This is a genomic window from Roseinatronobacter sp. S2 (assembly GCF_029581395.1).
Taxonomy (GTDB): Bacteria; Pseudomonadota; Alphaproteobacteria; order Rhodobacterales; family Rhodobacteraceae; genus Roseinatronobacter.
The window spans coordinates 2,596,812-2,619,070 of sequence record NZ_CP121113.1 but is presented as its reverse complement, the minus strand read 5'-3'; the positions used below and the strand labels follow the sequence as shown (position 1 = coordinate 2,619,070).

At 60.4% G+C, this 22,259-nt stretch carries 28 protein-coding genes; 16 read left to right on the top strand and 12 right to left on the bottom strand.

From position 1 onward, the window contains the following. The first annotated feature begins 3 nt into the window (after window positions 1-3). From P8S53_RS12560 to sigJ, 4 genes are all read left to right on the top strand, one after another. The gene (locus P8S53_RS12560; protein ID WP_277804310.1) at window positions 4-1,725 is read left to right on the top strand and encodes an ABC transporter ATP-binding protein/permease; all 1,722 of its coding nucleotides are present in this window, start codon (window positions 4-6) and stop codon (window positions 1,723-1,725) included. Continuing rightward, a complete protein-coding gene (locus P8S53_RS12555) occupies window positions 1,722-2,528 on the top strand; it encodes a ChaN family lipoprotein (protein ID WP_277804309.1) in 807 nt (268 codons plus the stop codon). Before P8S53_RS12560 ends, P8S53_RS12555 begins: the two co-directional genes overlap by 4 nt. 172 nt (window positions 2,529-2,700) lie before the next feature. Then, complete coding sequence (locus tag P8S53_RS12550; protein ID WP_277804308.1) at window positions 2,701-3,156, top strand: carboxymuconolactone decarboxylase family protein; 456 nt, start codon at window positions 2,701-2,703, stop codon at window positions 3,154-3,156. Continuing rightward, a complete protein-coding gene (gene sigJ / locus P8S53_RS12545) occupies window positions 3,146-4,048 on the top strand; it encodes an RNA polymerase sigma factor SigJ (protein WP_277804307.1) in 903 nt (300 codons plus the stop codon). The genes P8S53_RS12550 and sigJ overlap by 11 nt, the downstream gene beginning before the upstream one ends. Window positions 4,049-4,061: 13 nt before the next feature. On the opposite strand, the gene P8S53_RS12540 is transcribed toward sigJ, so the two are convergent. Beyond that, on the bottom strand, window positions 4,062-4,775 hold the full coding sequence (locus P8S53_RS12540; RefSeq protein WP_277804306.1) for a TetR/AcrR family transcriptional regulator: 714 nt from the start codon (window positions 4,773-4,775) through the stop codon (window positions 4,062-4,064). Between the two features lie 74 nt (window positions 4,776-4,849). Here P8S53_RS12540 and P8S53_RS12535 point away from each other — a divergent pair, with 74 nt between their 5' ends. The 3 genes from P8S53_RS12535 (at window position 4,850) to P8S53_RS12525 (ending at window position 6,283) form a co-directional block, all read left to right on the top strand. Continuing rightward, window positions 4,850-5,422, top strand: a complete 573-nt coding sequence (locus tag P8S53_RS12535) for an NnrU family protein (protein WP_277804305.1) — start codon at window positions 4,850-4,852, stop codon at window positions 5,420-5,422. An 81-nt stretch (window positions 5,423-5,503) separates the two neighbouring features. After that, window positions 5,504-5,830, top strand: coding sequence for a helix-turn-helix transcriptional regulator (locus tag P8S53_RS12530; protein WP_277804304.1), 327 nt, complete (start codon window positions 5,504-5,506; stop codon window positions 5,828-5,830). Between the two features lie 9 nt (window positions 5,831-5,839). Continuing rightward, on the top strand, window positions 5,840-6,283 hold the full coding sequence (locus P8S53_RS12525; protein ID WP_277804303.1) for an SRPBCC domain-containing protein: 444 nt from the start codon (window positions 5,840-5,842) through the stop codon (window positions 6,281-6,283). Between the two features lie 19 nt (window positions 6,284-6,302). On the opposite strand, the gene P8S53_RS12520 is transcribed toward P8S53_RS12525, so the two are convergent. From P8S53_RS12520 to P8S53_RS12510, 3 genes are all read right to left on the bottom strand, one after another. Then, window positions 6,303-6,701, bottom strand: a complete 399-nt coding sequence (locus P8S53_RS12520; protein WP_277804302.1) for a VOC family protein — start codon at window positions 6,699-6,701, stop codon at window positions 6,303-6,305. 34 nt (window positions 6,702-6,735) lie between these two features. Continuing rightward, entirely contained in the window at window positions 6,736-7,545 is an 810-nt protein-coding gene (locus P8S53_RS12515) for a thioredoxin family protein (RefSeq protein ID WP_277804301.1), read from the bottom strand. Window positions 7,546-7,653: 108 nt separating this feature from the next. Then, window positions 7,654-8,031, bottom strand: a complete 378-nt coding sequence (locus tag P8S53_RS12510) for a helix-turn-helix transcriptional regulator (protein WP_277804300.1) — start codon at window positions 8,029-8,031, stop codon at window positions 7,654-7,656. A 48-nt stretch (window positions 8,032-8,079) separates the two neighbouring features. Here P8S53_RS12510 and P8S53_RS12505 point away from each other — a divergent pair, with 48 nt between their 5' ends. Next, window positions 8,080-8,526: an SRPBCC family protein gene (locus P8S53_RS12505; RefSeq protein ID WP_277804299.1), complete on the top strand. Its 447-nt coding sequence runs from the start codon at window positions 8,080-8,082 to the stop codon at window positions 8,524-8,526. Window positions 8,527-8,551: 25 nt separating this feature from the next. After that, window positions 8,552-8,890 carry a hypothetical protein gene (locus P8S53_RS12500; RefSeq protein WP_277804298.1) on the top strand — a complete coding sequence of 113 codons (339 nt, stop codon included), beginning with the start codon at window positions 8,552-8,554 and terminating at the stop codon, window positions 8,888-8,890. Between the two features lie 19 nt (window positions 8,891-8,909). Here P8S53_RS12500 and P8S53_RS12495 read toward each other — a convergent pair whose 3' ends face one another. After that, window positions 8,910-9,485, bottom strand: coding sequence for a LysR substrate-binding domain-containing protein (locus tag P8S53_RS12495; RefSeq protein ID WP_277804297.1), 576 nt, complete (start codon window positions 9,483-9,485; stop codon window positions 8,910-8,912). A 69-nt stretch (window positions 9,486-9,554) separates the two neighbouring features. On the opposite strand from P8S53_RS12495, the gene P8S53_RS12490 reads away from it, so the two are divergent. Next, complete coding sequence (locus P8S53_RS12490) at window positions 9,555-11,168, top strand: MFS transporter (RefSeq protein WP_277804296.1); 1,614 nt, start codon at window positions 9,555-9,557, stop codon at window positions 11,166-11,168. 133 nt (window positions 11,169-11,301) lie between these two features. Continuing rightward, complete coding sequence (locus P8S53_RS12485) at window positions 11,302-11,826, top strand: NADPH-dependent FMN reductase (RefSeq protein WP_277804295.1); 525 nt, start codon at window positions 11,302-11,304, stop codon at window positions 11,824-11,826. A 190-nt stretch (window positions 11,827-12,016) separates the two neighbouring features. Here the strand turns inward: P8S53_RS12485 and P8S53_RS12480 are convergent, their stop codons facing one another. Beyond that, window positions 12,017-13,558: an MFS transporter gene (locus tag P8S53_RS12480; RefSeq protein ID WP_277804294.1), complete on the bottom strand. Its 1,542-nt coding sequence runs from the start codon at window positions 13,556-13,558 to the stop codon at window positions 12,017-12,019. A gap of 27 nt (window positions 13,559-13,585) precedes the next feature. Between P8S53_RS12480 and P8S53_RS12475 the strand changes: the two genes are divergently transcribed. The 5 genes from P8S53_RS12475 to P8S53_RS12455 all read left to right on the top strand — a co-directional run bounded on the left by P8S53_RS12475 (window position 13,586) and on the right by P8S53_RS12455 (window position 17,720). Further along, entirely contained in the window at window positions 13,586-14,467 is an 882-nt protein-coding gene (locus P8S53_RS12475; protein WP_277804293.1) for a helix-turn-helix transcriptional regulator, read from the top strand. Window positions 14,468-14,499: 32 nt separating this feature from the next. Further along, window positions 14,500-14,934, top strand: coding sequence for a PadR family transcriptional regulator (locus P8S53_RS12470; protein WP_277804292.1), 435 nt, complete (start codon window positions 14,500-14,502; stop codon window positions 14,932-14,934). Window positions 14,935-15,004: 70 nt separating this feature from the next. Then, window positions 15,005-16,192 (top strand): MFS transporter, encoded by a 1,188-nt coding sequence (locus P8S53_RS12465; RefSeq protein WP_277804291.1) that lies wholly within the window; start codon window positions 15,005-15,007, stop codon window positions 16,190-16,192. Next, on the top strand, window positions 16,189-16,956 hold the full coding sequence (gene arsH / locus P8S53_RS12460) for an arsenical resistance protein ArsH (RefSeq protein ID WP_277804290.1): 768 nt from the start codon (window positions 16,189-16,191) through the stop codon (window positions 16,954-16,956). The genes P8S53_RS12465 and arsH overlap by 4 nt, the downstream gene beginning before the upstream one ends. Next, window positions 16,953-17,720 (top strand): phosphodiesterase, encoded by a 768-nt coding sequence (locus tag P8S53_RS12455; protein WP_277804289.1) that lies wholly within the window; start codon window positions 16,953-16,955, stop codon window positions 17,718-17,720. Before arsH ends, P8S53_RS12455 begins: the two co-directional genes overlap by 4 nt. A gap of 101 nt (window positions 17,721-17,821) precedes the next feature. Here the strand turns inward: P8S53_RS12455 and soxR are convergent, their stop codons facing one another. From soxR to P8S53_RS12425, 6 genes are all read right to left on the bottom strand, one after another. Beyond that, the gene (gene soxR, locus P8S53_RS12450; RefSeq protein ID WP_277804288.1) at window positions 17,822-18,286 is read right to left on the bottom strand and encodes a redox-sensitive transcriptional activator SoxR; all 465 of its coding nucleotides are present in this window, start codon (window positions 18,284-18,286) and stop codon (window positions 17,822-17,824) included. A 305-nt stretch (window positions 18,287-18,591) separates the two neighbouring features. Next, window positions 18,592-18,759, bottom strand: a complete 168-nt coding sequence (locus P8S53_RS12445) for a hypothetical protein (RefSeq protein ID WP_277804287.1) — start codon at window positions 18,757-18,759, stop codon at window positions 18,592-18,594. A gap of 10 nt (window positions 18,760-18,769) precedes the next feature. Continuing rightward, window positions 18,770-19,336, bottom strand: a complete 567-nt coding sequence (locus P8S53_RS12440; RefSeq protein WP_277804286.1) for a hemerythrin domain-containing protein — start codon at window positions 19,334-19,336, stop codon at window positions 18,770-18,772. Between the two features lie 130 nt (window positions 19,337-19,466). After that, window positions 19,467-19,658, bottom strand: coding sequence for a glutamate synthase-related protein (locus P8S53_RS12435; protein ID WP_277804285.1), 192 nt, complete (start codon window positions 19,656-19,658; stop codon window positions 19,467-19,469). 150 nt (window positions 19,659-19,808) lie between these two features. Then, on the bottom strand, window positions 19,809-20,351 hold the full coding sequence (locus P8S53_RS12430; protein WP_306417927.1) for an NADPH-dependent FMN reductase: 543 nt from the start codon (window positions 20,349-20,351) through the stop codon (window positions 19,809-19,811). Further along, complete coding sequence (locus P8S53_RS12425; RefSeq protein WP_277804283.1) at window positions 20,351-22,129, bottom strand: monovalent cation:proton antiporter-2 (CPA2) family protein; 1,779 nt, start codon at window positions 22,127-22,129, stop codon at window positions 20,351-20,353. Before P8S53_RS12425 ends, P8S53_RS12430 begins: the two co-directional genes overlap by 1 nt. Between the last annotated feature and the right edge of the window lie 130 nt (window positions 22,130-22,259).

Sequence of the window (22,259 nt, the reverse complement as noted above, 5' to 3'; positions counted from 1 at the left end):
TGAATGGCACAGGTCTTTTGGCGGATATGGCATCTTGCCCGTCTGGCTGTCACGGGCCCGCGGGCATGGATCGGGGCGGCAATCTATCTGGTTGTGCTTGGATTGCAGTTTTTCGGGGTCTGGGTGTCCGTGCGCCAGATCACATGGCAACGCGATTTCTTCGATGCACTTGAGCAAATGGATGCCGCAGGTGCGCTTCATCAGATGGGAATTTTCGCCATTCTGGTGGGGGCTTCTGCCTCGGCGCATTTAGCGGGAAGCTGGTTGCGAAAACGCTTGCTGATCCATTGGCGTGAAGTGTTGACCAACGCGATGCTGGATATGTGGCTGAACGGACAGGCCTATTGGCATTTGCGCCCGGGTCTTAGCCCTGATCCGGTTGAAAACCCTGATCAGCGCATTGCCGAAGATTGCCGCAAGTTTATCGATTACCTGCTGGATTTCACCCTTGATCTGCTTTCGCGGGTGGTCGCAATCATCTCTTATGTGGCAATTCTTTGGGGGTTGTCCCAATTCCCGTTGGCGTTCTCGCTTCTGGGATGGGATGTAAGCATTCCACGATACATGGTTCTGGCTGCGTTCCTGTATGTTTTCATTTCCAGTGTGGTGACACATCTTCTTGGCAAGCCGCTGAAAAACCTGTCATTCGCGCAAGAACGCTTCGAGGCTGACTTTCGGTATTCATTGGTGCAGGTTCGGGAATCGGCGAATGAGATTGCGCAGGCGCGCGGAGAAGATGCCGAGCACCGGCGGCTTCAACACCGGTTTGATGCGCTACGGGCGAATTGGGCGCGTCTTATCGGGCGCGAATTCATACTGGGGCTTTTCACGCGCCCCTATCGGCAGACTGTGCTGCGTATTCCGATATTTCTGGCCTTGCCCGCCTATTTTGGAAATGCACTCAGCCTTGGCGGGCTGATGCAGACTGCGTCCGCATTCTCCAATGTCACCACAACCCTAAGCTGGTTCATTTTCTCATATGCCCGGCTTGCGGCCTTTGTGGCGGTGTCCGAGCGGCTGGACGGGCTGGTTGCGTTGACGCGCAGACCGCCACCCATGCCGGATGCCCCGCGTAATGTCACGCTTGTGCATGGCACGGACGATACGTTGCGGTGTGACGGGCTTGTGCTTTACACCCCCGGTGGGCGTGCGTTGCAACCCTTTCCCGACATACATATCACCCGTGGTGAACATGTCTGGATTTCGGGGCCGTCAGGGCAGGGCAAGACAACGTTTCTGTCCGCGCTGCTTGGTCTTTGGCCGTATGGACAGGGCACGATCATTTTGCCGGATGCGCCTGTCATGGCGTTGCCCCAGACGCCCGCCCTGTTCAACGAAGGTATCTTGCAGGCGCTGACATATCCAATCGACCCCGATACGCAGGATGGCGACCGCTTGGCGCATGTCCTGCAACTGGTTGGGTTGGGGCATCGCATCCCGCTTAGGGGCCAAGACGGCCCCGCTTGTCTGCAAGGCCTGTCGATCGGCGAGCGCCAGCGGCTGGCATTGGCGCGGGCTATTTTTCTGCGCCCCGACTGGCTGGCCCTTGATGAAGCAACCAGCGCGCTGGATCACGATGCAGAACAGTGTCTTCTGGCCGTGCTTGAACGTGAATTGCCAGATTGCACAATCCTGTGTATTGCGCACAGGCCCCCGCATGGCTTGAAGATTGCGCGCAGGATCATTCTGGCACCAGCCCCCACACCCGCAAGGAAAACCGCATGAGCGACACCGGAGGCCAATGGACAGACCCGAAGACCGGAGCCGCCATGTCGCATGCAGATGTGATGGCGCGCGCCGCGCAGGCCCCGGTCGTGCTGCTGGGCGAGCAGCATGACCGCGCAGACCATCACCAATGGCAGCTTCATGTCGCAGCCGGGATTGTGGCACGGCATAGCAGGGCGGTAATGGGGTTTGAAATGTTCCCCGCGCGGCTGGATGCGGTGCTGGCTGATTGGGTCGCGGGCCGGCTGAGCGAGGAAGACTTTCTAAGGCAGGTGGAATGGGGCACAGTCTGGGGGTTTCCGCCGGAACTATATATGCCCTTGTTCCGGTTTTGCCGGATGTTCCGCCTGCCAATGATTGGGCTGAACTGTCGCCGCGATCTGGTGCGCGAAATCGGCGCTGGCGGCTGGGACAGCGTCGCGCCTGACGCACGCGAAGGTCTGACACCTGCGGTGCCCGCAACGCCGCAATATCGCCGCTATCTGTTTGACGTAACCGGCGGCGAACGCCCCGACCGGCAGGCCAAAGGCCCGATGGACCCGGCGTTTGACCGTTTTGTGCGCGCCCAGCAAGTCTGGGACCGCGCGTTTGCGTGTCGTATAGCCGCCGCGCGTCAGGTGGATGATCCGCCGCTGGTGATCGCGATTATCGGGCGCGGCCATCTGGAGTATCGAGGCGGCACGCCTGCTCAACTTCGGGCGCTGGGCATCAGTGACGCGGTCGTGTTGCTACCGCAAGACACAGGCCCTGTTGAAAAAGGGATCGGGGACGCGGTGTTTTGCCTTGGTTTCACGGCAGCGTGACGGGCCTTGTGTTGAGTTTGGTAAGCAAGTAGCGCCGCCCGATGGTATGGTAAACCATGTGGAAACTGATCCGGCTGGCCAACGCATATCCGCGCGGCGGGCGCAGGCCTGTCACAAATCGCCCCCATAGCTCGTCTTACTTTCTGTCAGACATGATAATGGAGAGAGACAGATGACAGAGCGATTGAACTACCAGCAAGCCTCGCCCAAAGCGGCGAAGGCGATGCTGGCGTTGGAGACGGCGACGCAGGCGCTTTCAATCCCGCTGGCGCTGCGCGAACTGGTCAAGATGCGGGTTTCGCAGATCAACGGATGCGCCTTTTGCCTGAACATGCACGCGCCCGACGCACGGGGCGCGGGCGTATCCCAGCAAAAGCTGGATGTGCTGGCGGCATGGCGCGAAAGCCCCGCGTTTGATGCGCGTGAACGTGCAGCCCTTGGCTGGTCCGAGGCATTGACGCGGATCGAGGCCACGGGCGCGCCGGATGCGGATTACACTGCGCTGACGGATGTTTTCACGCCGCAGGAATGCGTGGACCTGACGCTGGTGATCAACGCGATCAACGCATGGAACCGGTTTGCGGTTGGCTTCCGCGCCCCTCATCCCGTGCGCCCTGATGCAGGCTGACCCGTATCTGACACTGTTCCAGCGAGAGCGCCGCCGTCTGGCGGGGCTTGCCTATCGCATGACGGGGTCGGTGGCGGATACCGAAGATATCTTGCAGCAGGCATGGATACGCTTTGCCGCGCAGCCCCTTGCTGGCATCAATGATCCGTCGCGCTATCTTGGCACGCTTGTCGCGCGGCTGTGCCTTGATCACCTTAAATCCGCGCGGGTCCGGCGCGAGCGTTATGTCGGCGCATGGCTGCCGGAGCCGCTGGTGCAGGACAGCGCGCCCGACGCTGAACAAGCCTGGATCGTGGCCGAGGATGTGGGGATCGCGCTGATCCTGACCCTGGACCGGTTGACACCGGAAATGCGCGCGGCGTTTTTGTTGCGCGATGCTTTTGACTATTCCTTTGACGAGATATCAACTGTGGTCGGGCGTACGCCTGCAACCTGCCGCCAGCTTGTGTCACGCGCCCGCAAGCGGATGGCGGGGGCAGACACCGGACCCGTCCTGCCACCCGCGCAGACCACCCCGATCGTCGCGGCCTTCTGGCATGCAGCCCGCACCGGTGACATGCAGGCGCTGACCGATCTGTTTGCCGATGAGATCGAGGTTCATACCGACGGCGGCGGCAAGGTGCCTGCGGCGATCAATGTGCTGCGCGGTCGCAGACGGGCGGCGGGGCTGTTTGTCGGCCTTGCCCGCAAACGCCACCTTCCACCACCGCCATTGCCGCCGATCCGACTGATCAACGGCGCGCCCGGTTTCGTGACCCGAGAGCCGGGGAATGTGCTGCAAACCACGGCCATCGGCATCCGCGCGGGCAAGATCGTCGCCGTGTGGATCGTGCGCAACCCTGACAAGCTGCGGCATCTGGGCGTGAACAGCGGGTATGATGTGGCAGGATAAGCGCGGAATGCGGTCAGCCTGTATTTTCCTTGCAGTATGGTATCTCAAGCCACCCGCAAAGCTCTCTCAGGCAGTCCTCGAATAGTGGGGCGGCATCGGTGATGGCGAAGTCAATCTGATGCAGGACTTCCATGCACAGATGCCCATAAAGCCTGATCCAGCAGTTGAGGAAAACATGGATCGCCTCGGGCGGCAGTCTGTCGCCAGTCTCGCCCGCATAACGCTCCAGCTGGTGCCAGAGTGCTGGCGCCACTGAGGCAGGCTTGGGCGTTGGAAAGCCTTTCTGATCCCAGATCGCCGCAACCTCGTCAAAGAATACCGCACCAAAGGCACCTGCCGCCGCACGATCTTCGCGTGTGGTCAGGGTGGGGTTCAGGTCAGCGGGCGGTGCCAGTGGGGGGCTTGCGAAGATCAGGCGGAAACCGGCGCTGTTGGTGATCGCCCAGTGACGCAAGGCGCGGTTCATGGGCACAAGGTTCACGGTGCCGGACACGCGCGCACCTTCTATCGCTACTGTGACCTCGCGATAAAACTCGGCCGTCAGTCCGGCGATAAGGTCATCATGGCTGTCATAATAGCGATAGATCGCAGGCCCGCTCATCCCCATGCGGCGCGCCACGGCGTTGATGGTGACAGCCTGCAACCCCTCGGCCACCAGCAGATCGCGCGCGACCTGCCGGATTTCCTGATAAGTGCGCGCACGGACTTTGCTGCGGTGGTCGGTCATGATGAATTCTCCGGTTTTGTTATTGATTCTAACAAAAGTAACTATATATCACAAACAGAAAACCGGAGCCTGTCATGACCATTCTCATCCTCGGCCTGATTCTGTTCCTCGGGATGCATTCTGTCCAGATTGTCATGCCGGATATCCGTGCGCGGGTCATCGCGCGCGGGGGCGGCAGGGGGGCGTGGATGTGGCGCTATACTGCCGTCGCGGGCGCAGGTTTTGTGCTGATCATTCTGGGCTTTGGGCTGGCGCGTCAGGACCCGGTGGTCCTATATTACCCGCCTCATGCGCTGCGGCGTATGGCGCTGCTTGTGATGCTTCCGGTCTTTCCGCTGTTGCTGGCTGCCTACATAAAAGGGCGTATCGCGCAGATTGTCAGCCATCCGATGCTTGTCGCCACGATGCTTTGGGCTGTGGCGCACCTGATGGCGAATGGAACGCTGGCCCATCTGTTGCTGTTCGGAAGCTTTCTGGTCTGGGCCTTTGTGGACCGGCAATCGCTGCTTCGGCGCGAAGGCGGTGTGGCTGTGGCCAGAACCCCTTGGGGCCGCAATGACGCCATCGCCATTATCGGCGGTCTTGCCCTCTATATGATCTTCATCGGTGGACTGCATGCGTTTTTGTTCGGTGTCTCGCCGATCTAGCAGGGGCATTTGTCTGAAGGGTTGACTATATATCAGTGATTGCCTATGTGTTATCCATAAGCAATCACTGATGGGAATGTCATGGGCCGTATCGCCGCCTCTCAGGATCCTTTTCGCGCCGTCGCCGATCCGGGGCGGCGCAAGATGCTGGACGCCATGCTGAGCGAAGAATGCTCGGTCGGGGCGCTGACGCAGATGCTGGGGATCAGCCAGCCCGCTGTGTCGCAGCATTTGCAGGTTCTTAAACAGGCCGGGCTGGTGAGCGAACGCAGGGCAGGGCGGAACCGCTACTATCAGGTCAACGCGCCAGAGCTTCAGATTATCGCCGACTGGCTTTCCAAATACGAAATCTTCTGGAACGACAAACTGGGTGCGCTGAACGCGCATCTTGCCAGACGCAAGAATTAGGAGGAGTCCATGCGTGACATCGTCATTGAACAGACGCTGCCTTTCCCGCGTGACATGGTGTGGGCGGCGCTGATCGATTCAGACCAATTGGCCGCATGGTTGATGCCCAATGATTTCCGCCCCGAAGTGGGGCATTCATTCACCTTCCGCACCAAACCCGCGCCGGGCTTCGACGGGATTGTGCAGAGCACGGTGAAAGTTCTGGAAGCGCCTTCGCGGCTGGTGCTGACATGGACCGGCGGCGGTATCGATACGCTTGTAAGTTTCGAGCTGGAGGATGCAGGCATTGCCACACATCTGCGCCTCACGCATTCAGGCTTCAAAGGGCTTTCGGCCATCGTGCCGCGCCTTGTTCTTGGCACCGGCTGGAAATCCCTTATCCGGAAAAAACTTCCCGCCCTGCTGGCCAGCCGCGGGCCGGAACAAACGCAATCCCTGAAGGCCGGACAGTAACGCAGTGCCGTTTGTGCCGTCAGGGGGCGGCAAGGATCATCCACAGGTGATCATCGGGATCGGCAAATACGCCGTTGAAGCCCCAGGGCTTCTGCGACGGTTCGCTGAGAATGCTGCCCCCCGCCGCAACCCATTTATCCCTGAGGGCGCGGACATCGGCTTGCGTCTGCACACTGATCGACAGCAGGCATTCAACCGGCCCCCCAAGGGCAGGTTTTCTGGGGGCTATCACGAAGCCGAAGCCATCGTCGGGAACAAGCATCAGGCGCAGGCCCTGATTGACGCAGAACTGAAGCGGCTCGGGCAGGTCGTCTTCCAGAAGGTCGCCGACGGTTTGCAGGTCAAGCGCGTGGCGATAGAAATCATGCGATCTGCGGCGGTCGGCGACCGGCAGGCTGATTGTCACAAGGTCGGTCATCGTGGTTCCAGTTTTGGTAAAGAGTCGATTGCGGTCACTGTGCCGTCGGGTATTCATCATGGCGGCGAATCCAGTCCATGATCTTGCTCTCGTTGCGGCCTTTCGGGGTGATGTCGAGATACATGTAAGCCCCCATGACTTCTTCATTGCCGCGCGCATAGCTTGAATAGGTGTGATAGACGGTGCCGTCCTCAGCCTTGAAAAAGACGCTCAAACCGGGCAATTCGTCATACCCCTCCTCCTGCCGGTAATTGTAGAATACCGCGCCTGTGGCCAGGTCTTCCGGCGTGAAAGAAACGTGGTAATCGTAGTTAAAATCCGACCCGAAAGACGACACCCATCTGGCCCGCCAGCCCATGCGCTTTTTGTAGGCCATGATCTTTGCAAGCGGCGCGCGGCAGACGCGCACATATGACACGTCGTGGTTTTCCAGATGCACCAGCGCCCCTTCGGCGTGGTCCGCATCGAACGAGCAGCTTTTGCAGCCCGCGTCCCAGTCGGGATGGAACATGAAGTGGTGGATGATAAGCTGGCTGCGGCCATCGAAAAGGTCTGACAGGCTGCGCTCACCCTCTGGCGTGTCAAAGACATAGGGTTTTTCGACTCTGACCCACGGCAGCGCCCTGCGCTCTTGCGCGAGCCGGTCACGCATGCGGGTCATTTCCTTTTCGTGCTCCAGATGGCGCTTGCGGGCCTCAAGCCATTCTTCGCGCGATACGATCAGGGGTGTGGTCATGATCATCCTCTCCGGTTTGTCGCGGTTGGGCATGTGTTTCCGGTTGTCCGTGCCGTGCTGGCGCATGCCGCCCGTTGCGGAATCGTCTTTGGACTCTGTGTAATCCATAATACTTGCATATACAAGTATAAGCTGGAAATGATGGTGACCCTTGCTTTGCACAACGCATAAGGGCCACGCCCTGACGCAACTTCAGGGTGTACGGGGCAGGGGGAATTATGGCTTCGCGGGGTCGTCGTCCTTGGTGCGGGCTGTCGTCGCTGAACCTGTTTCATCGTCCACAGCGTGCCTGATCTGCGCCATCATGGAAACCGCATGCGCCGCATAAGGCCCGATCCAGCGCTGCTGGATGTCGTGGATGGGCAGTGCATCAAGGTGGTTCCAGCGTTCGCGTCCGCGCCGTTCCACCACAACCAACCCCGCCTTTTCCAGAACCCTAAGGTGTTGCATGACAGTGCAGCGGTCAATCTCTGGCAGCGCATCGCATAGTGCGCCCGTGGTCTGTGGCGCGTCTTTCAGCAGGTCCAGCATCTGCCTGCGGGCGCGGTGGCCAAGGGCTTTGAAAAGCAGATCATATGTATCTTCGGTTGACATGTTATAAATTTATAACATAATTGCGAAAAAGCAAGAGGGATTCGTACAATGGAACTGAAATTCACTGTCGCGGGGCGCATCGCCAAGCCGGTTGAGCAGGTGTTCGAGGCCGTGGTGAACCCCGACACGCTGTCCCAGTATTTCACCACCGGCGGCGCCAAGGGGCGGCTGGTGAGCGGGGCGGAAGTGACATGGGATTTCCACGATTTTCCGGGTGCCTTTCCGGTGCTGGTGCAAGAGGTGGTCGCGAATGAACGGATCGTCCTGCAATGGGAAGCTGATGGTGATCTGGACACATGGACCACCGTCACCATGAGTTTTCAGGCGCTTGACGATGGCCGGACCCTGGTGCGGATCAGCGAGTATGGCTGGCCAGAAACTGACGTCGGGCTGCGGTCGTGCTTTGGCAACTGCGAAGGTTGGACAGGCATGCTTTGCGCGATGAAAGCGTGGCTGGAGCATGGCATCAACCTGCGCGACGGCTTCTACAAGTAACCCGCCTTTATCAAGGAGAACCACAATGAAACCGGGAAAGAATATCGCCATCAAAGTGCCCCTGCACAGGTGGGATGACACGGTTGCCTTCTACCGCGACCAAGTCGGCCTGAAGGTGGCGCGCGAGCTTGATGAAAGCACCGGCTTTGAATTTGGCGCGATGACCCTGTGGATCGACAAGGTGCCGCATCAGAGCCAGACCGATGTCTGGATCGAACTGTTTGACGACGCACCCACCGCCGCCCTTGCCGCCCTCGGCAGCCCGCAGCGTGACGAATTGGAGCCGCTGAATGGTGTCACCGGACATTGGACATCTGACCCGGCGGGGACAATCATATTGCTGCGCAGGGAATCCGCGGCGTAATGCGGCTTTTGGGGGTGAACTACGCCAGTTTGGCGCGCAACGCGCTGCAAGTGCCGAAATAGTCCAGAACGGCGCAGACCCGCGCGGTCCTGCGCAAAGCGGCGTCTGTAAGAAGCCAAAGATCGGTATCAAGTGCCGCGATTGGTTCGCTGCATTGAAACAGGTTCGGATCACTGCCGCCCAGATAGACCGGCAAAATCCCTGCGCCGCCCAGATGGCGGACCGCATGGTGCATCGACAGGATGGAGTTCAGGCGGACGGTGCAGTTCGGCAGTAACCCGGTGCTGCGCATTGCCGCGTGCAGGGCGGGGTAGGGCAGGTCATCACCGGGGCCGATTGCGGGCAGCGTGTCCAGCCGGTGTTCGGCAAGCGAATGATGCACGAAGATCGCCTGCCGGATGGTGCCCAGCTTGCGGCCGACCAGCCCTTCCGCTGGTGAACTGGCGTGGCGCAAGGCTATATCGGCCCCTCGATAGGTCAGGTTCTGGACCAGATTTGAGACATGCACCTTCAGAACTATTCTGGGGAATGCAGCGCGGAATCCCGGCAGCGATGCTGTGGCCGACCCTGTAGCGGTGGCAATCAGACGTTGCATTTTTCTGCTTGAGTTCAAGTGGACTTGAACTTTTATACAGCCGTGGCACATCGCCGAAAGGAATCAGAAATGACTGGCCACGAAACCATCAACCCCACACCACGCGCTTTGCCACGGCGGGCCACAAAACGCGAATGGATCGGGCTTGGCGTTCTCGCGTTGCCGACCCTGTTGCTTGCCATGGATATGACGGTCCTGCATCTGGCCGTGCCAAGCCTGAGTGCGGCGCTGGAGCCTTCGAGCTCTCAACTTCTGTGGATTGTTGATATCTATGGCTTCATGATTGCCGGATTTCTGATCATCATGGGCAATATCGGCGACTGGATCGGGCGGCGGAAGCTTTTGATGATCGGCGCTGCGGCCTTCGGCTTTGCCTCGGTGCTCGCGGCGTTTGCGCCGACCACGGAAATGCTGATTGCCGCGCGCGCCCTTTTGGGTGTTGCGGGGGCAACCCTGATGCCGTCGACCCTTTCGCTTATTCGCAACATGTTTGACGATCCGGCGCAGCGGACCACCGCAGTCACCGTCTGGATGACCAGTTTCATGATCGGCGCGATCATCGGCCCGCTGGTGGGCGGAGTCATGCTGGTCTGGTTCTGGTGGGGATCGGTGTTTCTGCTTGCTGTCCCGGTCATGCTTCTGCTTCTGATTGCCGGGCCGGTTCTGCTTCCGGAATTCCGCAATGACGAGAAGTCGCGGCTTGATCCGCCCTCGGTCGTTATGGCCCTTGCGGCCATTCTGCTTCTGGTCTTCGCCCTTAAGGAAGCGGCCAAATACGGCAGCATCTGGCAAATCGGCGCAGCGGCCCTGACAGGGCTGGCGATCGGCACGCTGTTTGTGCGCAGGCAGATCCGGCTTGAAGACCCGTTGCTTGATCTCAAGCTGTTCCGCAACACAGGTTTCACTGCCTCGCTGGCGTCACTTTCGCTTGCGGTCTTTGCGATTTCGGGCGCGATGTTTCTGATCTATCAGTATCTGCAAGGCGTTCTGGGCCTTTCGCCGCTTGAAGCGGGACTGTGGCTGCTGCCTTCAAGCCTTGCGGGGCCGCTGGTTGCCTTTGCGGTGCCCGCGCTTTCGCAGCGGATTGCCCCCAATCGCCTGATTGCGGCGGGGCTTGCGACCGGCGCGGTCAGCCTTTTTCTGTTTGCGATGCTTGGCCAGTTCAACGGGTTGGCCATGGTCGTGGGGGGCATGACTTTGCTGAGCATCGGGATGACACCAGTGGGCATTCTTGGCACCGACCTGATCATCAGTTCGGCCCCGGCAAAGCAGGCGGGGGCGGCCTCGGCCATTTCGGAAACCGGCACAGAGCTTGGAATGGCGCTTGGCATTGCGCTGTTCGGCAGCCTTGCAACCGCGATCTATAAAACCGGCTTTGCCAGCGGCGTTGGTGCAGACATCCCTGCGGCGCTGACGGACCGCGCGTCTGAAACCCTCGGCGCGGCTATCGCAGTCGCTGCACAAGCAGAGGCGGGCGCAGGCACCGCAATTCTACAGGCCGCGCGGGATGCCTTTACGTCTGGGTTGCAAATTTCCGCGCTGGGTGCCGCCATCGTTTCTGCGGGCGTGGCGCTGATGGCATTGCGCTATCTGCCAAAGACCATCCGCACGGCAGGCGAACAGGCACCGGACAGCGCCGGTCCTGCCGAAGCGTCGGCGGATGCTATTGATCTTGCATCGTGACTGGCATGCCGCCTGCGTTCCTGCCACGATTCCCGCCCCGTGTCGTCCCAGAGCAGGCGTTCATCGAGAAGCGTGTGCGGGCGGCGGGGACATATATTTCAGGCGGTGGTTCCGACCCTAAAGGAGACAATTTATGAGAATAATGGCAGTGTCAGGAAGTTTGCGTGAAAATTCATCCAATAAGTCCCTGATCGACTCTCTGCCGTATCTGGCGCCGGAAAACGTGAACATTGATGTGTATGATGGGATTGGAAAATTACCGCATTTCAATCCGGATATCGATAAAGAGCCACATCCGGCCCCCGTCGCACATTTCCTTGCGCGTCTAAGTCTGGCCGATGGTCTGGTTATATGCAGTCCCGAGTATGCACACGGGGTGGCTGGTGTGATGAAGAATGCCGTCGATTGGACAGTTGGGAATAGCGGCCTTGAGGGTAAGCCGGTCGCGCTGATAAATGCGTCCCCCCGATCGCAATCTGCACAGGAGCATCTTTCTGCGACCCTTCGTCTTTTGGGCGATTATGTCGAAGACGCATCCATTGCTGTTCCTGTGGCCGGCACGGGGATGGACGCACAGGAACTGGCGCGCAATCCGGAGATTGCACCCCTGATCCGTTCTGCGTTGGCAATGCTTTGCAGGGCCATTGCACGAAATTGATGCGCGGCTCGCGGATGGTGGCATAAGGTTACCGGCTTGGGGTTTCCGTTTCGGACGCCGTCGGCGCAGTTCGGGAATGCGGCAGTCAGGGCATTTCACCCTCTGCCAAAGACCATCCGCGGGGGGGCGCGCGTGACATACTGACAACGTGCAGCGCCGTGTGGTATCTGAAGGCATGGGGGGGCGCACGCTAATCTTCCTGTGTCCGGGCGACCGTAACATGCCGCAGGGCCAGAACCGACAGGATCGAAAGCGCGGTCGCGATGAGTGCTGCCACCATCGCGGCCCCGTTCAACCCCGCGACAAAGGCGTTTTGCGCTGCCACGAACAGCCCGTCCGGCAGCGTATCCTGAGCTGCGTAAGCTTGGGCAAGGCTGTCTGCCGCCGCATCTGCATCAGCCCCACGCAGACCAGATGGCAGCACATCGAAAATCTCGCGGCGGTAGATGAAGGTTGTCAGGCTGCCGAGAATTGCCACACCAAGCGCGACCCCCAGTTCCTGCACCATCTCTGACATGGCCGATGCAGAACCCGCCTTGGCCGGTGGCGCGGTGCCGACCACAAGGTCCGTTCCCAGCGCGGCGATGGTCCCCAGCCCAAGATAGGCAAGCGAGAACCCGACGATCAAGGGCGCAATGCCACTTGTCGGCGCAATAGTGCTCAGCAGCAGATAGCCAAGGGCTGACAGGGCAAGGGCACCCCCGATGACAATACCCGACCGCACCTGTCGCGCCATCAGGGGCGCTGCGATGCCCGCGATGAACATCATCAGCGCCGGTGGCCCCATCCACATTCCGGCAACCAGCGGCGAAAACCCCGCGACCAGTTGCAGATACTGCGTGACCAGCAGCATGGTGCCGCCGACACTGACCAGACCGAACAGCAATATGATCAGCGCCACCGTGAAAGCCCGGTTCGAAAACAGCCGGACATCCAGCAACGGGTGTCGCAAGGCCAGCTGGCGGCGCACGAACACGACCGCCAGCACCGCACTTGCCGCGAAGGCCAGTGCTGACGGAAGATCGATGCCATATTTGGCCACCTCCTTCAGCGCATAGATCCCCGGAAGGATCGCCAGCAGTGAAAGGACCGCGCTGGTCAGGTCCAGCCTGCCGCCTGACGGGTCGCGATATTCGGGCAGCAGGACCGGCCCGGTGACCAGCAGGACCGCCACAACGGGCAATGCCACCAGAAAGGCGGACCCCCACCAGAACTGCTCCAGCAACAGCCCGCCGACCAGCGGGCCTGCCGCCATTCCCAGCGCAAACATTGTGGCCCAGACCCCGATTGCCAAAGCGCGTTGCGCGGGGACATGGAACATATTGCTGATCAGCGCCAGCGTGCTGGGCATCAGCGTCGCGCCCGCCACGCCAAGTGCCGCCCGCGCAAGGATCAGCATTTCGGCGCTGGTGGAAAATGCCGCCAGAACCGAGGCGGCAGCAAAGGCCACCGCCCCGATCATCAGCAATTTGCGCCGACCGATGCGATCCCCCAGCGAACCCATGGTGATCAGAAACCCCGCGATCATGAAGCCATAGGCATCCATGATCCACAGCGCCTGCGTGCTGGTGGGCCTCAGATCTGCCGCCAGCGCGGGAAGTGCAAGATACAGTAATGTCACATCCAGCCCCAGCAAGGCGGTGGGCAGCGCCAGCACGGCCAGCCCCAGCCACGTTCTGATGCTGGCTGCGTCACGCGGGCTGCGCGGGTGAAAAGTTGCGTCAATGGTCATGCGTGCCTCCTTGATCAGGGGCCAGACATGTGTGAAATTAATCCTGTTACAATGGAACTTTTTATCCTGTTGTTGAAAGCAATAGCCATGACCACCCGATCCCTTGACCGCACCCGTGCAGAACTGTCAGACTTCCTGCGCCAGCAGCGCGAACGCCTTTCGCCCGCCGATGTCGGCCTGCCCGAAACCGGCCGCCGCCGCACACCGGGCCTGCGGCGTGAGGAGGTGGCGGCCCTCGCAGGGGTTGGGCTGACATGGTACACATGGTTTGAACAGGGCCGCGATATCGGCGTGTCCGAGGCTTTTTTGCTTAACATTTCCCGCGCGCTGAAACTTGGCGATGCCGAGTGCTGCCATCTGTTTTTGCTTGCGCACCGGCGGCCCCCGCCAGCCGATATCTACGACTGGCCAGCGGTGACCCCCCATATTCAGCAGATCATGGATGCGCTGGATATGATGCCTGCCTATGTCATCAGTCTTGGCTGGGATGTCGTGGCGTGGAACGCGGCGGCGGATCGCCTGTTCGGGTTTGCAGCGCGCGAGCGTGTTAACCGCAACTTTCTCAGGATGGTGTTTGCCGATCCAGAGTTTCGCCGCCATCACCCGTCCTTTTACGACGATGGCCCGCGCCTGATTGCAAGTTTCCGGTGCGATCTGGCAGTGCTGCCCGACAATCCGGCCCTGCTGGCGCTGGTTGATGACCTGAAGAAGCTGTCTGCGGATTTCAGGCGCTGGTGGGATCAGCCAGCGCGGGGCAACTATATCCGGGGGATCAGCCAGTTCACGGATGGCAAAGCGGTGACTCGTTTCAGTCATGAAATGATGACTGTCAATGAACATCAGCATCTGCGCATGATCGTGTGTTTTCCGGGCGATGAAACGCAACAGGAACGTCCGGCACCCGCTTGACACCTTGATCATCAAGGTATAACTTCACCCCCATGACACCACCCCGCACATCAACCCGGCGACCTGCGCGCCAGTCACCCGACTACGCCGATCCGGCCTATTGGCAGGGCACAATCAAGATGTCGCTGTCCAAGTTCTTTGTGCTCTGCGTCCTCCACAAGAAAGCGATGCACGGCTATGAGGTTGTGCAGGCGGTTGAACGATCAACCGATGGCTGTTGCAGCCCGACGGAGGGGACAGTTTATCCGATGCTGAACGAATTCGAGGCGGGGGGATACCTGACATCGCATGTCGACACCGTTCAGGGGCGCGCGCGCAAGGTTTATGCCATCACCCCGAAAGGGCGCGACGCTTTCCAGACCGCCGTTGATGCCTGGATGGAGGCAACGGATTGCATTATCGCGAGCAAAGCGGCAGCAGATGTGTCTGCCCGGCCGCAGGGAAAAGCCGAATGCTGTTCCGAGTGACATTTTTTTACCCGTATGCATTGATGTTCGATGGGTTGAGCGTCAATGTATGCGCCGGAAAGGGCACCCGATGACTGCACAAGGCACACAGACCGGCGTCGTTATCGCCCTTGGCAGCGCGCAAACGTTGGCCTGGGGGTCAACCTATTACCTGCCCGCAATCCTGGCGGTGCCAATGGCACGCGACATTGGTGTCTCAACGGGTACGGTTTTTGGCGCATTCTCCGCAGCGCTCATCATTGCTGCATGCCTCGGGCCGCTTGTCGGGCGCAGGATTGATGTGTTCGGCGGGCGTGATGTGCTGGCGTTCTCCAGCGTGGTGCTCGCGGCAGGGTTGGTCATGCTGGGCATGGCGCAGGGGGCGGGCATGCTGTTTGCCAGCTGGCTGCTGATCGGCACCGGCATGGCGATGGGCCTGTATGAGGCAGCGTTTTCCACCCTCGCTGGTATCTACGGGCGCAAAGCGCGTAGCGCGATCACCGGCATCACGCTGCTGGCGGGTTTTGCCAGCACCATCTGCTGGCCCGTTTCGGCCTATCTGGATGCGGAATTCGGCTGGCGCATGGTGTGCTTCTTCTGGGCGGCGGCGCATCTGCTCATCGGCTTGCCGGTCAACCGTTTTCTCATCCCACGCGGCACGCAGCCGATACCCGAGGTTGTGAATGTGCCATCCGGCGACGCGCCCGCAGATCCTGCCGACCCCCGGACATTCCTGATGATCCTGCTGGCGCTGGTTTTTGCCGTGACATGGTTCACCAGCACCGCGATGGCCGCACATCTGCCACGGCTGTTGCAGGAAGCAGGTGCCACGCCAACGGCTGCAATTGCAGCGGCGGCGCTGGTCGGGCCTGCACAGGTCGCCGGGCGCTTGCTGGAATTTGGCGTGCTGCAACGATTCAATCCGCTGCTGTCGGCGCGGTTGGCCGCCATGGCCCATCCGGTTGGTGCGGTCGCGATCATAGTGTTCGGCGCGCCTGCCGCGATCCTCTTTACTGTTTTGCATGGCGCTGGAAACGGCATTCTGACGATTGCCAAAGGCACGCTGCCGCTGTCGATCTTTGGCCCCGCCAATTACGGGTTCCGGCAAGGTGTTCTGATGGTGCCCGCCCGTTTCGCCCAGGCTGGCGCGCCGTTTCTGTTTGCGCTGCTGATCGAACGCTACGGGGCAGGGGCGCTGCTTTTGTCCATCGCGTTAGGGCTTGCCGGATTGGCGGCCCTTCTCGCAATCAACCCTTTGTCAACGAAAGAACACGCATGAGACTTCGCACCCTGACCGACCCTGACTACCTGCCCGCACTTGATACCCGCTTCGCGCAGGACAGGCCCGCGACCACGCTTGCCACCGCGCCAACCCACCCGCCCCGTATTCTGCTGCTTTACGGGTCTTTACGCGCGCAATCCTATTCGCGGCTTGTTGTCGAAGAGGCCGCACGGCTGTTGCATCACTTCGGCGCTGAACCCCGTATTTTTGACCCGTCAGACCTGCCGCTGCCCGATCAGGTAAACGGCGACGACCACCCTGCCGTTCATGAGTTGCGCGAATTGTCGATGTGGTCCGAAGGTCAGATCTGGTGCAGCCCCGAGCGCCATGGCCAGATCACCGGGGTCATGAAGACTCAAATTGACCATTTGCCGCTGAGTATGGGCGGCATGCGCCCGACACAGGGGCGCACGCTGGCTGTCATGCAGGTCTCGGGCGGGTCACAATCGTTCAACGCGGTCAACACGCTGCGCCTGCTGGGCCGCTGGATGCGGATGGTCACCATTCCCAACCAGTCCAGCGTCGCCAAGGCGTTTCAGGAATTTGATGCGGACGGGCGGATGAAACCGTCGGCTTATTATGATCGGATCGTCGATGTAGTGGAAGAACTGGTCCGCTTCACGGTGCTGACGCGCCCGCACACCGCCACCCTGACCGACCGCTATTCTGAACGCAAAGCCGCCGGTGGCCCACAGCGGGACGCGGCCAATGACCTGTCTGCCATCGCGACCGAGCATCAGCTAAAAGGAGGGCGGTCGTGAAGAAGCTGATCTGGTTGACGGACCTGCACCTTGTCGAGCAGGGTCAGGACTGGCCGCAAGGTGTTGATCCATTGGCCCGCCTGCGCCTGTGCCTTGACGAAATTGCAGCGGTTCATTGCGACGCAGATCGCCTTGTGGTGACCGGCGATCTTATCCAGTTGCGCAATCCAGGGGCCTACGCCATCTTGCGTGCGGAACTGGAGCGGCTGCCGTTTCCGTATCGCCTTTTGGTTGGAAACCACGATGATCGTGGTGCGCTCAGATCAATATTCCCTGCAAACAACTGCATTGATGGCTTTGTTCAAGGCTTCGAGAACGTCGATGGCACACAACTGCTCTACCTCGACACACAGGCTGCTGACGGCAAGCATCATGGCGAATTATGCCCCACCCGAGAGCGGTGGATCACCGGTCAGATCGAGGCCGCCGGTGAGGAGCCACTGCTGATCTTTCTGCACCATCCCCCCTGTGACATCGGGGTTCCGGCACTTGATCGTTTGAAACTATTGAACGCTGATCGATTGACCGGTCTCCTGAAGCGCAGACGTCGCCCCACCCACCTGTTTTGCGGGCATGTGCATCGGAATGTCTCTGGTCTGTGGGCCGGAAACCCCTTCGCCACGCTCAAAAGCCTGCATGTTCAGTTCGATCTCAACATGGCGGATGACGACATGAGCCGCAGTCTGGAGCGCCCCGGATATGCAGTGGTTCTGGTGGGGTCGTCGAAGATCGTCGTAAACTACCGCGACCTTCAGGCCAGCTGATGGTGTTCCTTGCCGAACGCGGGCGCATCTTGCGGCACCCACGGTGTTTTTCTAATCAGATATGGTGACGGCGCGCAACTGAACCTGTCTGTCCCGACATGTCAGGCAGATGTCGCGGGATCACTCTCATGGTCTTCAACCCAACTTCTTGGCCCCGGACCCTTCTGTCCCAACGCATCATCGGGATTGAGAAGTTTGCAGACTTTAAGGGACAGGCAACCGCAGCCGATGCAGTCAGACAAGCCATCGCGCAAGCGCTGAAGCTGTGCAATCTGCTCATCCACCCGGTCTGTCCACTTCTTCGACAGTGCCGTCCAGTCATCGCCGGTCGGCACATGATCGGTGGGCAGTTTATCGAGGTCCAGCTTTATTTCATCCAGCGTCATGCCAAGTTTTTGCGCAAAGGTGATGAAGGCCAGGCGGCGCAAAACATGGCGCGGGAAGCGCCTGTGGCCCGACCCGGCCCGTTCGGAAACGATAAGGCCGCGCTCCTCATAGTAGCGTAGTGCCGAGGATGCGACGCCGCTGCGCCGCGATATCTGATTGATGGTAAGGGTGGTTTCCATGGATCGGCGCTTTCTTCTGCATTACGGTTGACTTCAAGTGCGCTTTAACTTGTAGGCATGAACCACCTGACAATCAATGGAGATGACCCATGAAACAGTTTCATCCCGATCTCTGGATCACCGAGCCTTATCTTCCCTAACCGAAGGGATTGCGGTGCACTGGTGTTGAAAATGAACTGCTTGGATGAGCGGATTACTGTGCGTCCGTCACCATCAGACGGGCCATAATGGTTCGGGAAGGCCACATCCATCGTGATGCTGTCTTGCAGCCCCAGAACATTCCGCGCCAGCGATACGCGGTGGCATCAAGGGCAATTGAACGCCAGAAACAGCTGATACCGGCCCGGCTCTGGCGGGAAATCTGCATCGCCGATGGCATGGCGGAACCCGCTGACGCCGCGCACGAATTCGCCCCGCGCGCGGCGTGTCTTGGCTTCGGTTTGGCGTTCCCGGGTCGATCTTTCTGTGGTCATGTAGATGCCACTATCCTCTCAGCCGGTGATGCAAGATAATCGGCACCGCCAGTTCTTCTTCGTCGCTCAGGTGGCGTTTCAGAAACGCCTCGATCGTCGCCGCATTCGCAAGCACCTTTCCCGCCTCGGCGTAAGCTTGCGCCTCATCCATGCCGGACAGAATGATCAGCCGGTTGGCGGTGCGGTTGAAATCATCCAACACCTTGTCCAGATCAGCGTGATCCTGTTCCAACACCTGCAGACCAGCGTCAAACCGTGGGTCTGCAACTGAGAGCTCGGGGAAAAAGCTGCGATCCTCCCAGCCGTGATGGCCGTGCAGGTTGGCCACCAGATTGCCCCCATAATAGGACAGGCGGTCAGCATAGTCATCCAGCGCCACATCTTTGTTCATCAGCCCTTCAGTATCCAGCCGAATGCGCTCTGCCACGCGGCGGAACATCTGATGCGCCCCGAGCCAGTGTCTGGTTTTTTCCTTGAAGCCCGGATGCGCGTCCCAGCTGTCGCGCGGGTATGCTGCCAACAGGTGCCACATGTCCTCAGGCATCTCATTTTGGCGAATGGTATATGTATCAAGCATGGTATTTTCCTTTCCGCTCAAAGATGGGGTGACGCATGCCGCCCCACCAGCGTTCGGAATGCCATGGCGGCTATGTGCGACAAGCAAGGCTTGCAAACCGAATGCCACGCGGGTCGGACACTTCGCGTTTTCAGGTGGTGATGCCGACAGGGCAATTGTCAGAATTGCACATACGCACCGCGAAACCGTCAACCGCCCGCATGGCCGAATTGCTGAGTGCCACCGCATCCGCCGCCAGCGCCATCGTTTTGGCGAAATCTTCTGCCACGCGCAGGCCGCCAGTGATGAAGGGCGTCACCTCGCGCGCGGCCCTGGCATCCATATCCGCCGGCGCGCGCACCTTGCCCGCAGGCCACGACCTTGGTGTAACGGATATGAAGGTCGCGAAAGCTTGGCTCGATCAGCGAATGGCCGTTTGAGGCGCGCGCGATAACGTATCCCCGCCCGGCAGTCAGGGCCTTTTCGCAGCCTTTCAAATGACTTTCGTGAACCCGTCGATAAAAGCTGCCAATCGCTCACGGCTGCCGGTATCCGTCAGGTTTCCGTCACCATCGAACAGATCGCCCGCCCGCGACACCATCAACCGCCCCTCGGCCCAGAAATTGGCCTTGAGCGTGCGCAGTACCGGCAGCCAGTGGGCTTGCGACATCATCGTGCCGAACCCGCCGGGCGATGCGCCGATCACCGCAACCGGCTTGCCTGCCCACATCTGCAATCCCGGCCCGCGCGACATCCAGTCGATGGCATTCTTGAACACACCGGGAATGCCGTTATTGTATTCGGGGGTCACCAGCAGCACCCCATCTGCGGCATTAAGTTGGGCTTGCAGCGTTTCGACAGCAGGCGGCAGCCCAGAGGCTTTTTCCAGATCCCCATCATAAAGCGGCACGTCGCGGATCGACCCGATCTCGATCTTTGTGCCATCCGGCACCATTTCGGCTGCCGCGCGGAGCAAGCCTGTATTGAACGACGCGCGCCGCAGGCTGCCGCTAAGGCCGAGGATTGTTTTTGTCATCATGTATCTCCTTTCGAAAAGGCTTTGGCGGCCGTCAGGGGTTCCGGCACTGGCGCGATCAGCATCTTGTCGCGCCCGGACATGATATCACCCAGCACCTGTTCGGTCAGGCGCTGTGCATCACGGCGGCGGGTATCTTCCAGTGCTTCGGTCACAGCAGCCTCGTCCAATCCAAGTCGGCGCAGCCCTTCGGCCCCCATCAGCAGGGCAGATTCAACAGTCTCGCGTATCTCAAAACTCACGCCTGCGCGGATCAGTTCCATCGAATGGCCGCGGTCATAGCTGCGCGCCAGCACCGCCGCATTCGGGAATTCGTGCTGGATCAGGTCTGCAATGGCGCTGACGGCACGGCGATCGTCGACACAGATCAGGATCACCTGTGCAGTTGCCGCGCCCGACGCATGCAGGATATCCAGTCGCGTGCCGTCGCCGTAATAGACCTTGAAGCCAAAGCGCGCAGCCTCGCGGATGCGGTCGGGGTTGTTCTCGATCACCGAGACCTGCGCGCCGCGCGCCAGCAGCATTTGCAGCGCGATCTGGCCAAAACGCCCGAAGCCGATCACCAGAACCTGCCCGCGCAAGCCCTCTGCCGCCTCGACCCCGTCGAGCGTGGCGCCTTGCTCGCGCAACAGCCGGTCAGCGGCGATCAGGATCAGTGGCGTGATCGCCATGGACAGGATCACCACTGTCGAGAAGATCGCGTTTTCGCGCGCATCGATCACGCCGCCTGCCACCGCAGCGGTATAAAGGACGAAGGCAAATTCGCCCCCTTGCGCAAACATGGCCGTGCGGCGCAATGCGGCCAGATTGGTGCCGCCAAAGACCCGCGCCGTGGCGTAGATAGCAGCCGCCTTGACCAGCACATAAACGGCCAGCAGCGCCAGAAGCAGCGGCCATTCCAACGCCACGACAGACAGGTTCAGCGACATCCCGACCGCCAGAAAGAACAGGCCCATCAACAGGCCCTTGAACGGCTCGATATCGCTTTCAATCTGATGGCGATAGCTGGAGCCAGAGAGTAAAACACCGGCCAGAAACGCGCCCATCGCCATCGACAGGCCCACGGCCTCCATCAGCAGCGCCGCCCCCAGCACGACCAGCAGCGCACCCGCACTCAGCACCTCGCGGGCACGGGTGCGGGCCAGAAGGGCAAAAAACGGATCCAGAAGCCACCGACCTGCGACAAGCAGCGCGACCAGCCCGGACAACGCCAGCGCCAGCGCCGGTAGCCCGCCCGCGCCTTGCCCAACCGGCGAGAGGAAGGCCACGACCACAAGCAAGGGCACGATCAGCAGATCCTCAAACAGCAGGATCGAGACGGATTTTTGCCCTTCAAGGCCGGCAATCTCTCCTCGTTCCTGCAAGGTGGACATGATCACGGCAGTCGAGGACAGCACAAAGCCAGCCCCGGCGATGAAGGCCGTGACAGGTGGCAGCGAAAAGACCACCATGCCCGCCAAGGACAGCAGGGCAATCGCAAGACTTACCTGTGCCAGTCCCAGCCCGAATATCTGCCCGCGCAGCGCCCAAAGCTTTTGCGGGCGCAATTCCAGCCCGATGATGAACAGGAACATCACCACGCCCAGTTCGGCGAAATGCAGGATCGTATCAGGGTCGGTGAACAGCCCCAGCACGGATGGGCCCACCAACGCCCCGGCGGCGAAATACCCCAGCACCGAGCCCAGCCCAAGGCGCCGGAACAGGGGCACTGCAATCACCGCCGCCCCCATCAGCACCACCACCGGGCCAATGGTCGGCCCTAATCCTTCTACGGCCATCGGCCCGCCCCTTTCGAACTGAAACGCCTATTCCCGGCGGTGCCTTGCGGCGCTAAACTGTCATGCCAGCCGCCGGGATATACCGGCGACTGGCGAAGGGTCTTTCACTCCAGTGGCTTCAGCTCCGCCT

Excerpts from the sequence above, each read along its gene's own strand:
- soxR (WP_277804288.1), bottom strand. The coding sequence starts at position 18,286 with ATGGAAACCACCCTTACCATCAATCAGATATCGCGGCGCAGCGGCGTC.
- P8S53_RS12440 (WP_277804286.1), bottom strand. The coding sequence starts at position 19,336 with ATGCTTGATACATATACCATTCGCCAAAATGAGATGCCTGAGGACATG.
- P8S53_RS12510 (WP_277804300.1), bottom strand. The coding sequence starts at position 8,031 with ATGTCAACCGAAGATACATATGATCTGCTTTTCAAAGCCCTTGGCCAC.
- P8S53_RS12495 (WP_277804297.1), bottom strand. The coding sequence starts at position 9,485 with ATGCAACGTCTGATTGCCACCGCTACAGGGTCGGCCACAGCATCGCTG.
- P8S53_RS12425 (WP_277804283.1), bottom strand. The coding sequence starts at position 22,129 with ATGGCCGTAGAAGGATTAGGGCCGACCATTGGCCCGGTGGTGGTGCTG.
- arsH (WP_277804290.1), top strand. The coding sequence starts at position 16,189 with ATGAGACTTCGCACCCTGACCGACCCTGACTACCTGCCCGCACTTGAT.
- P8S53_RS12560 (WP_277804310.1), top strand. The coding sequence starts at position 4 with ATGGCACAGGTCTTTTGGCGGATATGGCATCTTGCCCGTCTGGCTGTC.
- P8S53_RS12505 (WP_277804299.1), top strand. The coding sequence starts at position 8,080 with ATGGAACTGAAATTCACTGTCGCGGGGCGCATCGCCAAGCCGGTTGAG.
- P8S53_RS12480 (WP_277804294.1), bottom strand. The coding sequence starts at position 13,558 with ATGACCATTGACGCAACTTTTCACCCGCGCAGCCCGCGTGACGCAGCC.
- P8S53_RS12445 (WP_277804287.1), bottom strand. The coding sequence starts at position 18,759 with ATGACCACAGAAAGATCGACCCGGGAACGCCAAACCGAAGCCAAGACA.
- P8S53_RS12465 (WP_277804291.1), top strand. The coding sequence starts at position 15,005 with ATGACTGCACAAGGCACACAGACCGGCGTCGTTATCGCCCTTGGCAGC.
- P8S53_RS12470 (WP_277804292.1), top strand. The coding sequence starts at position 14,500 with ATGACACCACCCCGCACATCAACCCGGCGACCTGCGCGCCAGTCACCC.
- P8S53_RS12430 (WP_306417927.1), bottom strand. The coding sequence starts at position 20,351 with ATGACAAAAACAATCCTCGGCCTTAGCGGCAGCCTGCGGCGCGCGTCG.
- P8S53_RS12515 (WP_277804301.1), bottom strand. The coding sequence starts at position 7,545 with ATGGATTACACAGAGTCCAAAGACGATTCCGCAACGGGCGGCATGCGC.
- P8S53_RS12525 (WP_277804303.1), top strand. The coding sequence starts at position 5,840 with ATGCGTGACATCGTCATTGAACAGACGCTGCCTTTCCCGCGTGACATG.
- sigJ (WP_277804307.1), top strand. The coding sequence starts at position 3,146 with ATGCAGGCTGACCCGTATCTGACACTGTTCCAGCGAGAGCGCCGCCGT.
- P8S53_RS12485 (WP_277804295.1), top strand. The coding sequence starts at position 11,302 with ATGAGAATAATGGCAGTGTCAGGAAGTTTGCGTGAAAATTCATCCAAT.
- P8S53_RS12500 (WP_277804298.1), top strand. The coding sequence starts at position 8,552 with ATGAAACCGGGAAAGAATATCGCCATCAAAGTGCCCCTGCACAGGTGG.
- P8S53_RS12435 (WP_277804285.1), bottom strand. The coding sequence starts at position 19,658 with ATGGATGCCAGGGCCGCGCGCGAGGTGACGCCCTTCATCACTGGCGGC.
- P8S53_RS12555 (WP_277804309.1), top strand. The coding sequence starts at position 1,722 with ATGAGCGACACCGGAGGCCAATGGACAGACCCGAAGACCGGAGCCGCC.
- P8S53_RS12490 (WP_277804296.1), top strand. The coding sequence starts at position 9,555 with ATGACTGGCCACGAAACCATCAACCCCACACCACGCGCTTTGCCACGG.
- P8S53_RS12520 (WP_277804302.1), bottom strand. The coding sequence starts at position 6,701 with ATGACCGACCTTGTGACAATCAGCCTGCCGGTCGCCGACCGCCGCAGA.
- P8S53_RS12530 (WP_277804304.1), top strand. The coding sequence starts at position 5,504 with ATGGGCCGTATCGCCGCCTCTCAGGATCCTTTTCGCGCCGTCGCCGAT.
- P8S53_RS12475 (WP_277804293.1), top strand. The coding sequence starts at position 13,586 with ATGTGTGAAATTAATCCTGTTACAATGGAACTTTTTATCCTGTTGTTG.
- P8S53_RS12550 (WP_277804308.1), top strand. The coding sequence starts at position 2,701 with ATGACAGAGCGATTGAACTACCAGCAAGCCTCGCCCAAAGCGGCGAAG.
- P8S53_RS12540 (WP_277804306.1), bottom strand. The coding sequence starts at position 4,775 with ATGACCGACCACCGCAGCAAAGTCCGTGCGCGCACTTATCAGGAAATC.
- P8S53_RS12535 (WP_277804305.1), top strand. The coding sequence starts at position 4,850 with ATGACCATTCTCATCCTCGGCCTGATTCTGTTCCTCGGGATGCATTCT.